Source organism: Streptomyces sp. NPDC048057 (assembly GCF_040653095.1).
Lineage (GTDB): Bacteria > Actinomycetota > Actinomycetes > Streptomycetales > Streptomycetaceae > Streptomyces.
Map to the genome: position 1 here is coordinate 1 of NZ_JBEZNF010000036.1, position 13,106 is coordinate 13,106.

The window sequence follows — 13,106 nt, forward strand, 5'->3', positions numbered from 1 at the left end:
AAAACGCTCGGCTGGGAAACCCCAGCCGAGCGCCTCGCTAAGCTCCTGGCAACAGCCAGATGATCACTGTGTTGCGACGACCCCTGGAATTCGCCGCACCGGGGCGGGGCCGACCGTCTCCTACCGCTACTTCTTCGCGGACAGCTCGTCCGCGACCAGCTCCGCGATCTGGACGGCGTTCAGCGCGGCGCCCTTGCGCAGGTTGTCGCTGGAGACGAACAGCGCGAGGCCGTGCTCCACGGTGTCGTCGCGCCGGAGCCGACCCACGTACGAAGCGTCCTTGCCCGCCGCCTGGAGGGGGGTGGGGATCTCCGACAGCTCCACGCCCGGCGCCTCGGCCAGCAGCTCGTACGCGCGCTCCACGCTCAGCGGCCCGGCGAAGCGGGCGTTGATCTGGAGGGAGTGGCCGGTGAAGACCGGCACGCGCACGCAGGTGCCGGAGACCTTCAGCTCCGGCAGCTCCAGGATCTTGCGGGACTCGTTGCGGAGCTTCTGCTCCTCGTCCGTCTCGAAGGAGCCGTCGTCGACGACGTTGCCGGCCAGCGGCAGCACGTTGAAGGCGATGGTGCGCTTGTAGACGCCGGGCTCGGGGAAGGCGACCGCCTCGCCGTCGTGGGTGAGGGCCGCCGCCTCCTCCACGGTCTGCTTCACCTGGCCGTCCAGCTCGGCGACGCCGGACAGCCCGGAGCCGGACACGGCCTGGTAGGTGGTGGCGACCAGGGCGGTCAGCCCGGCTTCCTGCGCCAGCGGCTTCAGCACCGGCATCGCGGCCATGGTGGTGCAGTTCGGGTTGGCGATGATGCCCTTGGGGCGGTCCTTGACCGCGTGCGGGTTCACCTCGGAGACCACCAGGGGGACCTCGGGGTCCATCCGCCACGCGGACGAGTTGTCGATCACGACCGGGCCCTGCCCCGCGACCTTCTCCGCCAGCGCGCGCGAGGTGGCGCCACCGGCCGAGAACAGGACGATGTCGAGCCCGCTGTAGTCCGCGAGGGAGGCGTCCTCGACGGTGATCTCCCGGCCCTCCCACGTGATGGTGGAGCCGGCGGAGCGGGCGGATGCGAACAGCCGCAGCTCCTCGACGGGGAACTTCCGCTCCGCGAGGATCCTGCGCATGACCGTGCCCACCTGACCGGTGGCTCCGACGATTCCGACCCTCACGGAAGACTCCTTCGTACGTTCTGATCTGCGAGATCCACGCTGATCCGCTGGCGACGGGTGCCGCTCCATGATGCGTGTCCCCACGGCTGGCTTGTCCAGTCCATTGTCCAAGGGGCGGAATGTGTGACGAGTCGAACGTTTCGGGGGCCCGCCGCGTCCTAGGGGAAACGCGGCACGGGGCGGGCAGGGGGAGGCAGTCATTTGCTGGGCATCGGCAGCACGAGGCGCAGGGCGGACGCGGCGCGGGACGGGGAAGCCGACCCCCTCGCTCCGGCACAGGTCAGCCGGGTGCGCGCGGTCCTCGCGCTCGGCGGGGTGCCCGCGTGCGACCTGGGGGACGGGGTGCAGCAGGTCCGACTGCGGCTGCTGGAGCGCCGGGCCCGCGGGCTGGAGCCACCGGGGGACGTGGGCGCCTGGGCGGCGGTCGTCGCCTCGAACCTCGCCGCCGACTGGCACCGCACCCACAGCCGCCAGGAGCGCATCGGGGCGCGGCTGACCGAGCTGAAGCCGTGGGGGCGTGGCAACGGCGAGGACCCCGAGGCACGGCTGCTCGCCCTCGACGTCGCCGACGGCCTGGAGGCACTGCCGAAGGTGCAGCGGCAGGTGTTGGTGCTGCGGTTCTACGCGGACCTCACCGTGCCGCAGATCGCCCGGGAGCTGGGGGTGCCCGAGGGCACGGTCAAGAGTCGGCTGCACGCGGCGGCGAAGGCGATGCGCGCCCGGCTGCACGAGAGGGAGGTGGTGTGAGATGCGCGACGAGCGACCCGACAAGGGCGGGGAGGGCGCGGACCGTGCGGGGCGGGACGGTGCCACCGCCGCGGACGAGGCGCTGCGGGCGGTCCTGGCGGGGGGCTCGGCCCGGGGGAGCGACCCCGAGTGGGACCTGGCGGCGCGCGACGTGGCGACCCTGCGGGAACAGCTCCATCTGATCGGCGACGCCTTGGCGACGGCGCCGCCCGCGCCGAAGCACGGGGCCGCCGTCGCGCCCCGGCCGCGCCGCGGTCGCCGGGTGCTGGCGCTCGCCGCGTCGGTCGCGGCCCTGACGACCGTCGCGACCCTCGCGGTCGTCGTCCAGTACCGGGTGGCGGTGCCGTCCGACCGGGCCGTGTCCAATGTGCCGGCGGGACAGCGGGCGGCCGAATCCTCCGGAGAAGGGGTCGGGCTCTGCACCCGTCGGGCGGTGGCGGGCCGGGTGGTGCAGGTCGCCGAAGGCACTGAAGTGCCGAAGGCGGACGGCGGCGGCTCGGGCAGGTTCAACCTCATGGTCACGCTCGCCGTCGACCGTCATCTGACGCCTCGGGAAGGGCCGGACCAGGTGGTGCTGAAGGTGGTGGGAACGGCGGACGCCTACCCGGCCGGCCGCCGGCTGGTGGTGGTGGCCACCGCGGACGGGCGCACCGTCTCCCTGACGCCCGACAGTCCCCAAGGGCGGTCCCTGGCCGTGGAGGAGGCCATCGCGCGCGCACACGAGTGCTGATGCGAGTGACCGCGGTCGGGCCCCATGGACACGGGGGACACGGGGGACACGGGGGACACCGGGGAACGGGGGAGGGGCGGGCGCCCGCATCGGGTGCCCGCCCCTCGTTGACTCACTGCTGCGCAGTGACGGCCGTCGTTACGGAACGACCTTCCCGATCACGACGCTGCCGGCGCCCGCCGCGGTGCCGCGCGCGTTCACCAGCCGCACCTCACCGAAGAACTGCCGTCCCTCGGGAGCCGGACCGGCCACCACGACCTCCGCGCTGACCTGCGCGGACTCACCGCTGCCGAGCTTGACCGGCTTGTTCGGGTCGACCTTCAGCTCACCGAGCGACGGGGCGAAGAACACGTCCCGGTAGTCGTACTCGGTGCCGCCCGCGGCCACGGCGTAGCCGTCGACCACGATCCTGTAGGTGCCCGCCGCGGGCTTGACCAGGGTGACGGCCTCCTCGGAGTCCGCGTCAGCGGCCTGGCCGACGCGCACGCCGGCCTCGTTGTAGACCGACAGGTCCAGGTCGGCGCCGCGGTCGGAGGTGTTGCCGATCGCGATGTCCAGCCGCTCGACACCGGCACCGACGGTCACCGTGGTCTCGTGCGACTCGCCCTGCTTGATGGTGGGACGGGTCACCTTCGCCGAGCCCAGGGCGCCGCCGGCCAGCTTGCCGTCGACGGGCGCGACCTTGTTGGTGACCTTCCAGTCGACCGGGGCCGGGGTGCCGACCTTCACCTCGGGGAGCGTGGTGATCGCCGGGTCGAAGTCCGCACCCAGCAGCGTCACGTCCAGCTCGTACGGGTTGTCCAGCAGCGGCGAGGTGCGCCGCGACTCGACCTCGATCTCCCACACGCCCGGCGTCGGGTCCGCGTAGGACCGCAGGTCGGGACGGCAGGTGTTGGTCGGGCTCTCGTAGTTCGGGTAGCAGAAGATGGTGGCGCTGTCCTCCATCTGCACCCCGTACGGGTGGATGCTGATGAAGCGCGTCTGGCTGCCCTTCGCCAGTCCGCCGAGCGCGACCTCCAGGCTCTTCGCGCCCGCGGGCACGTTGATGAAGTACGAGGTCGAGCTGTTGCGCTGGACGGAGCCGGCTGCGGAGAACGCGTGCGAGGGGGCCGCCAGCGGCGTGGAGACGACGACGGTCGACATGATCTGCTTGTCGACGCCCTCGGTGCGCGGGTCGTCCGCCTCCAGGATCGCCGAGTGGACGCCGACGGACTTCGGCCGGGCCTGCACGGTCACGGTCACCGGCTGGTTCAGCGGCAGCCGCACCTTGTCACCGGTGAGGAGGCGGAAGGTGCCGTCGTTGTTCCGCCAGTCCAGCTCGTGCCACACGGAGCCCTTGGGGCCGGTGGTGCGGGTGACGGTGATGTCGTACGTCTTGGACTGGCCGACCTTCAGCCCGCCCTCGCGGTCGTACAGGCCGGTGCCGAAGCCCGGGTCCTTCAGCGCGAAGTCGATCGCGGTGTCCACGGGCGCCTTCACGGCGTACTCGTGGGCGCCGACGCCGTCGGTGATGCTCTCCCACGCCTCGACGGTGTCCATCAGACCGGCGCCCTGCTCGTGCGCCTGCACCCCGGGGATCTTCTTCGCGGTGCTGGTCAGGGCGGTCCGCAGCTTGGCCGGGGTCAGGTCGATGCCGCGCTGCTTGGCGGCGGACAGCAGCAGCGCGCTGGCGCCCGCGACCTGCGGCGAGGACATCGAGGTGCCCTGGAGCATGGAGTAGCCCGGCGGCAGCTGGTAGCCGGACTCCTTCACGGGGCCGCCCGGGGACCAGGTCTGGGTGGTCTGGATCGCCGAGCCGGGGCCGGTGATGGTGGGCGTGAAGCCGCCGTCCTCACGCGGGCCGCGCGAGGAGAAGGGCATCATCTGGTACTTCTTCTTCACCTGCGAGCCGTAGTTCGCGGCCCAGCTCTCCTTGGAGATGGACGCGCCGACGGAGATCGCCTTGGTGGTGACGCCGGGGTCCCCGAGGGTGTTGGTGCCGGGGCCGTCGTTGCCCGCGGAGATCACCAGCTGGACGCCGTAGGTGTCGATCAGCCGGTTGTACAGCTCGGCGCGGGCGTTGTTGCCGTCGTTGAGCGCCGGCAGTCCGCCGATGGAGATGTTGACGATGTCGACGCCCCGGTTGATCACCAGGTCCGCCAGGCCCTCGGTGAGGGCGATGTTGGTGCAGCCGCCGCTCCAGGTGCAGGCCCGGGAGGAGACGATCTTGGCGCCGGGCGCGGCGCCGTTCATCTTCCCGCCGAACAGGCTGTTGGCGGCGGTGATGCCGGCGACGTGGGAGCCGTGCGAACCCTCGATGACGCCGATGGAGGCGTAGTCGGCCTTGGCGCCGGTGTCGGGGTTGTAGACGACGTCCTTGCGGAGCTCGATCACGAAGGGGATCTGCTCGACGACCGGGGTCGCCGGGTCGTCCTTGCCGAAGTAGCCGACCTGGAAGCCGTCCTTGTACGGCTTCATGGCGGTGTCGTTGCCGAAGTCGGCGTCGTTGTCCAGGTCCACGCGGACCGTGCCCTGCGCCGGGTCGTACAGCATCGCCCACACGTCGGTGGTGTCGCCGTCGCGGTTCAGGTCGCCGGCCATGTCGCCGCCGCGGGTGGCGGCCTCGGCGAAGAGGTTGAACTTGTACGTGCCGGCGGGGGCGGTGTAGGCGCGGCCGTTCACGGTGAACGACGGGCCCTTCACCTCCAGCCGCATCTGCCGCCAGGTGCCGTCGCCGTCGTACACCGGGTCGGTCGCGGTGACCCAGTCGACGATCTTGCGCTCGCCGGTGGTGGTCTTCTGCAGCGCGGGGTGGGCGATGTCCACGCCGGAGTCCAGGACGCCGATGGTGACCCCGCGGCCGTCGTACTTCGGGTACTTCTTCACGAAGTCGACGGCGCCCGTCTCGAACGACGGGTTGTACGGGTTCTTCGCGGGCGTGTGCTTGCCCGGCGCCGGGTAGCTCTTGCCCTGCTTGCCGGCGGTGCCCGCGGCCTTGGTGGTGTCGCCCGCCGGGGTCGGGTCGTCCAGCTTCACCTCGTGCTTGAGGTCGATGCCGTGGACGCTGGGGAGCTTGGCGGCGGCCTTGAGGGCGGCCTCCGCCTTCGCGGTGGGCAGGGTGGCCCGCACGTAGCCGAGTGTGTCGTACGCCTTGCCGACGGACGCACCGTCGACGGCGTCCAACTGCTGCGCCACCGGCTCGGTCGAGCCGGGGGCGGTGGCCACCATCACCGTGACGTGCTTCTCGCCCTTGGCCTCGGCCTCGGCGAGCAGCTCGACGTCCGCGGCGCCGAGCTTCTGCTCGGCGGGCTGTACGGCCTTCGCCCCGGCAGCGGGGTCGGGGTCGGCCGCGGTGGTGGCGAACGCCGGTGCCGCACCGGTGGCGACCAGCGCGGTCACCAGCGACGCGGCGGCTGCGATGCGGGCCGCGCGTCTGCGCCCGGGGGTGGAGCGTCCGGATATGGAGCTCTGGGAATCGGGGGTCATCAGCATCCCTGTTGTGAAGGAGGACACGGAGAACGTCAGTCCGGTTTTCGGTGCCGGATGACCGCTCAGCCTTTCGCACGGGGCGGGGTTTTGGGGAGGGGCACCGGTGGATGTGATGTGGTCATGGCATAAACCCGCCACTGCGGGCGATGCGCCATCGGGAACGAGACGTCTGCAAACGGGAGTTAACGACATCGGGGCAGGGCGACGAGCCGGTCCGCGGGATGGCGGTCCACCGCCGCCATCAGCGCGGTGCGCACCACGACGGCCTGCTGGTCAGGGCGGTCGCGCAGCGTGTGCGGGGTGATGTGCACGACCGTGACGCCGAGCTGCTCCAGCCGCTCCCGTCGGCGCATGCACTCAGCGTCCGCGCCCTGGTGCGGCGCCCGGGTGTCCAGCTCCACCGCGACCGCCTGTTCCGGCCAGTACGCGTCCACGGGGCCCAGGCTCGGGCCCTGCGGCAGCCGCAGCTCCACGTTCCACACCGGGTCGGGCAGGCCGTACGCGTGCACCAGCGCGTACAGCCGCTCCTCGGCGAGCAGCCGGCCCTGCGCGAGCAGCGTCTCCACCGCGTCCGCGACGGGCTGGCGGTGCAGCAGCCGCGCCCGCCGCAACTCCCCGACCAGGGCGGCCGGCTCGCAGTGCCCGCCGCCGACGGCCTCCGCGAGCAGGGTCCCCACCGCGCCCTGCTCCGTGGTCTGCGCGACCGCGTCCACGACCGCGCGCACCACCGGGGCGACGGGCAGACCCAGCAGCCACTCCGGCTCGGGCAGCACCTGCGCCCGGACGATCCGCGCGTACCCCGACGACCGCAGCCGGCGGGTGCGCGGCACCAACACGTCGACGTGCTCCACGGAGCGCAGGGGCGGGGCGCCGGCGAAGTCGCGCAGTGCGAGCGCGGCGAGCCCGGTGAGCACGGCCTGCCCGTACGTGCCGTCCCCGCCGTCCGCGCCGGGTCGCGACGCGTACACGAGCGCGCCGCACAGCCGCTCCTCGCTCGTGACCGCGCCCGCGCGCAACAGGTACACCCCCGGCAACAGCACCTGCCGCTCCCCACGAATGCGCAGCGCCCGCAATTCGGCGGCGGTCAGCACGCGTTGGCGGGGGTGGGAGTGGGGCAGGGGCGGGGCAGCGTCGTGTTCCATGCGGTCCCCATTCCCGCGCGCAGCCCCCGCGCTAACCGCTGTTACACCCCTGTGGGCATCCCGCGACCTTTCCCCCGCGGGACCCCTCGCGAATGTGGGCGACCTACCTCCTGCGGAGGAGCGCGGGGAACTGCGCGACCAGCCACGTACGGTGTGCAGCCGACAACGGGCCCGCGGCCCAACGGCGAATAGTCCCGCCGACTTGGCGGCGCCCAGGACCACTCGCCGTAGGACTACCTGCCGTCCGTCACCCACAGACCGTGGATGGTTGGTCGCGCAGTTCCCCGCGCCCCTGGGTAGCCCACCCCGCGCTCCTCCGCAGGAGCCAGGTTGCACGGGCTCGCGGCCCCTGGGTTGCCCACCGCACGCCACTCCGCAGGGGGCGGGGCCCATACGGGGGCCTCGCAGGAGCGCCCCGGCGCGGGCCGGGGCGCAGCAAGGGTCACGCGCCTTCGGAAGGCGCGGCAGCCGCGTCGCAGCGTTGGGCCGACAGCGCGCGCGACAGGTCGTCGTGCGCCTCCAGCACCAGGCGGCGGAGCGCCGGCGCCGCGTCCTTACGCGCCGCCAACCACTCCGTTGCCGCCCGCTCCGCCGCCTCGCCCTGGAGCGACGGGAACAGGCCCGACACCACGTCCATCCCGATCTGGATGGTCCGCTCCCGCCACACCCGCTCGATCGCGTCGAAGTACTTCGGCGCGTACGGCGCGAGCAACTCCCGCTGCCCCGACTGCACGAAGCCCGAGATCGTCGCCTCCACCAGCGCGTTGGACAGCTCGTCCGACTCCACGACCTGCGCCCACGCCTGGTCCTTCACCGCCGCGGACGGCCGGGCCGCCAGACAGCGCACGTGGTGGCGCGTGCCGGACGCGGTGTCGTCCCGCGCCAGCTCCGCCGCGAGCGCCGCCCCGTCGGCGACGCCGTGCGACGCCAGCGGTCCGAGGAACGTCCAGCGCAGCTCCTGGTCGACGTCCAGGCCGTCGATCTTCGCGGTGCCGTCCAGCAGCCCCTTGAGGAGCTGGAGGTCCGCCGCGGAGTCGGCGACGGAGCCGAAGAACCGCGCCCAGGCGAGCTGGTGCTCGCTCCCGGGCTCGGCCAGCCGCAGCTCCCGCAGCGCGCCCTCCGCCAGCAGCCGTCCGCCCTCCGTGCGCCACGTCGGCGCCGCGTAGTGGACCAGCGCGGTGCGCGCCCAGGCGTGCAGCATCTGGAGCACCCCGATGTCGGACTCCCGCCCGGCGAACCGCAGCACCAGGTCGACGAAGTCGCGCGCCGGCATCAGCGCGTCCCGGGTGAGGTTCCACAGCGCCGACCAGCACAGCGCCCGCGCCAGCGGGTCCGTGACGTCGCCCAGGTGGGCGCGGAGCGTGGTCAGCGAGCCCTCGTCGAAACGGATCTTGCAGTACGTCAGGTCCTCGTCGTTGACGAGCACGAACGCCGGCCGCTCCGCGCCCGCCAGCTCCGGCACCGCGGTCCGCGCGCCGTCGACGTCGACCTCGGCCGACGCGTACCGCACCAGCTCCGTGCCCTCGCGCCGGTACAGCCCCACCGCGACCCGGTGCGGCCGGAGCGCCTCCCCGTCCTGGACGACGGCGAGTTCGGTGATCCGGTCGCCGGAGTCGTAGGTGAGCTGCGGGGCGAGCGAGTTCACCCCGGAGGTCTGGAGCCAGGACCGCGACCACGCGGCCAGGTCGCGCCCGGAGGTCTCCGCCAGCGCCGACAACAGGTCGTCGAGGCGGGTGTTGCCGTACGCGTGCCGCTGGAAGTAGCGCCGCGAGCCCTCCAGGAACGCGTCCTCGCCGACGTACGCCACCAGCTGCTTCAGCACGCTGGCGCCCTTGGCGTAGGTGATGCCGTCGAAGTTCAGCTTGGCGTCCTCCAGGTCGCGGATGTCGGCCGTGACCGGGTGCGTGGAGGGGAGCTGGTCGGCCCGGTAGGCCCACGCCTTGCGGTTGTTGGCGAAGGTGGTCCAGCCGTTGGTGAAGCGGGTGGCGCCGACCATCGCGTACGACCCCATGAAGTCGGCGAAGGACTCCTTCAGCCACAGGTCGTCCCACCACACCATGGTGACCAGGTCGCCGAACCACATGTGCGCCATCTCGTGCAGGATGACGTTGGCCCGCCGCTCGTACGCCGCCTGCGTCACCTTGCCGCGGAAGATGAACTCCTCCCGGAAGGTGACGCACCCCGGGTTCTCCATCGCGCCGATGTTGTACTCCGGCACGAACGCCTGGTCGTACTTCCCGAAGGGGTACGGGAAGTCGAAGCGGTCGTGGAAGAAGTCCAGGCCCTGCTTGGTGACGAGGAAGACGTCTCCTGCGTCGAAGTGCCGGGCCAGGCCCTTGCGGCACATCGCGCCCAGCGGGACCTCCAGCACCGTGCCGTCGTCGAACGTCCGGGTGTAGAGGTCGGTCTCGTAGTGGTACGGGCCGGCGACGACGGCGGTGATGTACGTCGAGATCGGCTTCGTCTCGGCGAACCGCCACACCCCGTCCGCGCCCTGCTCCCCGGCGCCGTTGCTCCACGCCGTCCACCCCTCGGGCGCGGTCACCTCGAAGCGGAACGGCGCCTTCAGGTCGGGCTGCTCGAAGTTCGCGAAGACGCGGCGGGCGTCCGCCGGCTCGTACTGGGTGTACAGGTACACCTCGCCGTCCTCGGGGTCGACGAAGCGGTGCAGCCCCTCGCCGGTGCGGCTGTAGGCGCACTGCGCGTCCACCACGAGCACGTTCTCCGCCGCGAGGTCCGCGAGCGCGATGCGCGCGCCGTCGAAGACCTCGGCCGGGTCCAGCGCCACGCCGTTCAGGCTCACCGCGGTCACCCGCGGCGCGATCAGGTCGACGAAGGTGGCGGCCCCCGGCCGGGCGGCGCGGAACCGGATCGTGGTCACCGACCGGAACGTCCGCGGCGCGGCCTTCTCGCGCCCCTCCGCGCCGGGGGCGTCGATCGCGGAACGGACGTCGAGGGCCACCTCGTAGCCGTCGACGGACAGCAGCTCGGCCCGCTCGCGGGCTTCGTCGCGGGACAGATTCTCACCCGGCACGGGCACTCCTTCGTGTCTCATGTGAACGGCACCGATCCTGCCACGGGCGCTGCGCGCCCCGTTCGGCACGTGATCGGGGAATCGGCCGGTGACGGCCGTGGTTGACGGAAACAGACTTTCACGTCCCTGAGGAGACACATGTCCGAGAACGCCAGAACCCCGGTGGACTTCTGGTTCGACCCCCTGTGCCCCTGGGCCTGGATGACCTCCCGCTGGATGCTGGAGGTGGAGAAGGTGCGCGACGTCGAGGTCCGCTGGCACGTGATGAGCCTCAGCGTGCTGAACGAGGACAAGTTGGACCAGCTCCCCGAGGAGTACCGGGAGGCCCTGAAGGACGCCCTCGCGCCGGTCCGGGTCGTCACCGCCGCCCGCGAGCTGCACGGGGACGCGGTCGTCGGCCCCCTCTACACCGCGCTCGGCACCCGCTTCCACAACGAGGGCGCCGGCGCCACCCGGGAGGCCGTCGCCGCCGCCCTCGCGGACGTCGACCTGCCGGCCGACCTCATCGCGTACGCCGACCGGGACACCTACGACGCCGAGCTGCGCGCCTCCCACCGGGAGGGCATCGAGAAGGTCGGCCAGGAGGTCGGCACCCCCGTCATCGCGGTCCCCGGCGCCGACGGCGAGCAGATCGCCTTCTTCGGCCCGGTCGTCACCCCCGCGCCCCAGGGCGAGGCCGCGGCCCGGCTGTGGGACGGCACGCTGCTGGTGGCCGCCACCCCCGGCTTCTACGAGATCAAGCGCACCCGTACGGCGGGCCCGGACTTCTCCAACCTCTGACCCCGGGCCCCGAAACGCCGCACCAACGGAAGGACCCCCGCGAGTCACGTCCTCGCGGGGGTCCTTCTTCTTTACGCCCGCACGTGAAGGGTGAGAAGACGATCACGAGCAGGACGGGCGTGGGCGCCGGGCCGGATCGGGCCGGGCCGGCGCCGTCGGCGTCAGGGGGCGATCAGCGGGGTGCGACTCTTGGCCTCGGCGTAGCGCTTGGCCACGTCCTGCCAGTTCACGACCTTCCACATGGCCTCGATGAAGTCCACCTTCTGGTTCTTGTACTGGAGGTAGAAGGCGTGCTCCCAGGCGTCGAAGACGAGGATCGGCACCGAGCCCTGGCCGACGTTGCCCTGGTGGTCGTAGATCTGCTCGACGATCAGCCGGCCGCTCACCGGCTCGTAGGCGAGGACGCCCCAGCCGGAGCCCTGCGTGGTCGCGGACGCCTTCGTCAGCTGGGCCTTGAAGCCGGCGAACGAGCCGAACGACTCGGCGATCGCGTCCGCCAGCTCGCCCACGCCGTCCTTGTCCAGCGGCTCGCCGCCGCCGTCGCCGGTCATGTTGTGCCAGTAGATGCTGTGCAGGATGTGCCCGGAGAGGTGGAACGCGAGGTTCTTCTCCAGCCCGTTGATCGAGCCCCACGACTCCTTGTCGCGGGCCTCCGCGAGCTGCTCCAGGGTGTCGTTGGCGCCCTTGACATAGGCCGCGTGGTGCTTGTCGTGGTGCAGCTCGATGATCTCCGGGCTGATGACCGGTTCGAGCTCGGCGTAGTCGTAGGGAAGTTCAGGAAGCGTGTAGACGGCCATGTCCGGGGTCCCTCCGGGCTGCTGCTTATTGCACATCTTATGCATCTGCACGTTAGCAGCAGTTATTGCGCCCCAACGGCCCGGCAGGGTCGTGCGTTGGTCCTAGGACCGGGGTCGGTGCGAAGCCCCGGACGCGCCCTGGGTCCGGCCCTCGGCCCACTCCCTACGGGCAGCCGCCGCCAGGTCCGGAAAGTCCGTCACCACCGCGTCCACCCCCATGGCGTAGTGCTGTGCGTACTCCGTGAGGGCTGCGCCGAAGGAGTGCGGGTCCGTTCCACGGCGCAGCTCCGCCGGCAGGTACTGGTTCTCCGCCCGGAAGGTGTACGCGCCCACCCGCAGGCCCGCCGCGTGCGCGTCGGCGAGCAGCGGTGACGGCGCGACGAGCGAGGACTTGTCGGGCCCGATCCACTGCGCGTACGCGGCGATCCGTGCCAGCCCCTCGGGGGTGCGCATCTGCGCGTACGTCTCGTCGTGGCCGTAGGGGCCGCCACCGGTGCCGAGCGCCTGCCACAGCGGCACCCGCAGCCCGGCCGCCGCCACCCGACGCAGGCTCGACGGCTCGAAGGACTGCACCACGCACCCGCCGGCGCCGACCGCGCCGCGCCGCAGGACCCGGACCAACTCGGGCTCCAGGGGCAGGCCGATCGAGCGGAAGTAGGTGGGGTGCTTGGTCTCGGGGAAGACGACGATCCGCCGCCGGTGCATGCGCGACAGGGCCCGCGCCAGGTCCACCACCTCCTGGAACGTCATGATCCGCTGCACCCCGTCGAAGACGGTGTTCCGGTCGCGCACCAGCGGCAGCCGCTCGACCGCGCGCAGGGTGCGCAGCTCGGCGAGGCCGAAGTCCTCGGTGAACCAGCCCGTCACCCGGCGTCCGTCCACCGTCTTGGTGGTGCGCCGGGCGGCGAACTCGGGGCGGCGGGCGACGTCCGTGGTGCCGGAGATCTCGTTCTCGTGCCGGACGACGAGTACCCCGTCGCCGCTCATCACCAGATCGGGCTCGATCCAGTCCGCGCCCGTCTGCACGGCGAGTTCGTACGACGCCCGGGTGTGCTCGGGGCGCCAGCCGGCGGCGCCCCGGTGCCCGATGACCAGCGGCCCGCGGCCGGTGTCGTGGTCCGCCGCCGCGGTGGAGCCGGCGGCGCCGGTGACGGCCGCGCCCGCCGCCAAGGTCACGGCACTGCGTCGCGTCATCCCACCCGCATCACCCATGCCCCCGATGTGCCCGCGGACCGGTGCCGCCATGC

9 protein-coding genes are annotated in these 13,106 nt (G+C 72.2%); 3 read left to right on the top strand and 6 right to left on the bottom strand.

Annotated elements, in window-relative coordinates; genetic code table 11:
• Window positions 1-126: 126 nt before the first annotated feature.
• Window positions 127-1,161: an aspartate-semialdehyde dehydrogenase gene (locus tag AB0E05_RS31935; protein ID WP_361970276.1), complete on the bottom strand. Its 1,035-nt coding sequence runs from the start codon at window positions 1,159-1,161 to the stop codon at window positions 127-129.
• A gap of 201 nt (window positions 1,162-1,362) precedes the next feature.
• Between AB0E05_RS31935 and AB0E05_RS31940 the strand changes: the two genes are divergently transcribed.
• Window positions 1,363-1,908 (top strand): sigma-70 family RNA polymerase sigma factor, encoded by a 546-nt coding sequence (locus AB0E05_RS31940; protein WP_361970278.1) that lies wholly within the window; start codon window positions 1,363-1,365, stop codon window positions 1,906-1,908.
• Window position 1,909: 1 nt separating this feature from the next.
• Window positions 1,910-2,638 carry a hypothetical protein gene (locus tag AB0E05_RS31945; protein WP_361970280.1) on the top strand — a complete coding sequence of 243 codons (729 nt, stop codon included), beginning with the start codon at window positions 1,910-1,912 and terminating at the stop codon, window positions 2,636-2,638.
• A gap of 138 nt (window positions 2,639-2,776) precedes the next feature.
• Here the strand turns inward: AB0E05_RS31945 and AB0E05_RS31950 are convergent, their stop codons facing one another.
• The 3 genes from AB0E05_RS31950 to pepN all read right to left on the bottom strand — a co-directional run bounded on the left by AB0E05_RS31950 (window position 2,777) and on the right by pepN (window position 10,282).
• Window positions 2,777-6,103, bottom strand: a complete 3,327-nt coding sequence (locus AB0E05_RS31950; protein ID WP_361970281.1) for a S8 family serine peptidase — start codon at window positions 6,101-6,103, stop codon at window positions 2,777-2,779.
• A 185-nt stretch (window positions 6,104-6,288) separates the two neighbouring features.
• Window positions 6,289-7,248 carry a hypothetical protein gene (locus AB0E05_RS31955; RefSeq protein WP_361970283.1) on the bottom strand — a complete coding sequence of 320 codons (960 nt, stop codon included), beginning with the start codon at window positions 7,246-7,248 and terminating at the stop codon, window positions 6,289-6,291.
• A 442-nt stretch (window positions 7,249-7,690) separates the two neighbouring features.
• Entirely contained in the window at window positions 7,691-10,282 is a 2,592-nt protein-coding gene (gene pepN / locus AB0E05_RS31960) for an aminopeptidase N (protein ID WP_361970284.1), read from the bottom strand.
• Window positions 10,283-10,420: 138 nt separating this feature from the next.
• Here pepN and AB0E05_RS31965 point away from each other — a divergent pair, with 138 nt between their 5' ends.
• Entirely contained in the window at window positions 10,421-11,062 is a 642-nt protein-coding gene (locus tag AB0E05_RS31965; protein ID WP_361970286.1) for a DsbA family protein, read from the top strand.
• 161 nt (window positions 11,063-11,223) lie between these two features.
• Here AB0E05_RS31965 and AB0E05_RS31970 read toward each other — a convergent pair whose 3' ends face one another.
• Both AB0E05_RS31970 and AB0E05_RS31975 read right to left on the bottom strand, forming a co-directional pair.
• Window positions 11,224-11,859 carry a superoxide dismutase gene (locus AB0E05_RS31970; protein ID WP_361970288.1) on the bottom strand — a complete coding sequence of 212 codons (636 nt, stop codon included), beginning with the start codon at window positions 11,857-11,859 and terminating at the stop codon, window positions 11,224-11,226.
• A gap of 102 nt (window positions 11,860-11,961) precedes the next feature.
• Entirely contained in the window at window positions 11,962-13,053 is a 1,092-nt protein-coding gene (locus tag AB0E05_RS31975) for a glycerophosphodiester phosphodiesterase family protein (RefSeq protein WP_361970290.1), read from the bottom strand.
• Between the last annotated feature and the right edge of the window lie 53 nt (window positions 13,054-13,106).

What these genes read in the sequence shown, in the direction of transcription:
- AB0E05_RS31945 (WP_361970280.1), top strand. Translation starts at nt 1,910, where the DNA reads ATGCGCGACGAGCGACCCGACAAGGGCGGGGAGGGCGCGGACCGTGCG.
- AB0E05_RS31950 (WP_361970281.1), bottom strand. Translation starts at nt 6,103, where the DNA reads ATGACCCCCGATTCCCAGAGCTCCATATCCGGACGCTCCACCCCCGGG.
- AB0E05_RS31955 (WP_361970283.1), bottom strand. Translation starts at nt 7,248, where the DNA reads ATGGAACACGACGCTGCCCCGCCCCTGCCCCACTCCCACCCCCGCCAA.
- AB0E05_RS31965 (WP_361970286.1), top strand. Translation starts at nt 10,421, where the DNA reads ATGTCCGAGAACGCCAGAACCCCGGTGGACTTCTGGTTCGACCCCCTG.
- AB0E05_RS31970 (WP_361970288.1), bottom strand. Translation starts at nt 11,859, where the DNA reads ATGGCCGTCTACACGCTTCCTGAACTTCCCTACGACTACGCCGAGCTC.
- AB0E05_RS31975 (WP_361970290.1), bottom strand. Translation starts at nt 13,053, where the DNA reads ATGACGCGACGCAGTGCCGTGACCTTGGCGGCGGGCGCGGCCGTCACC.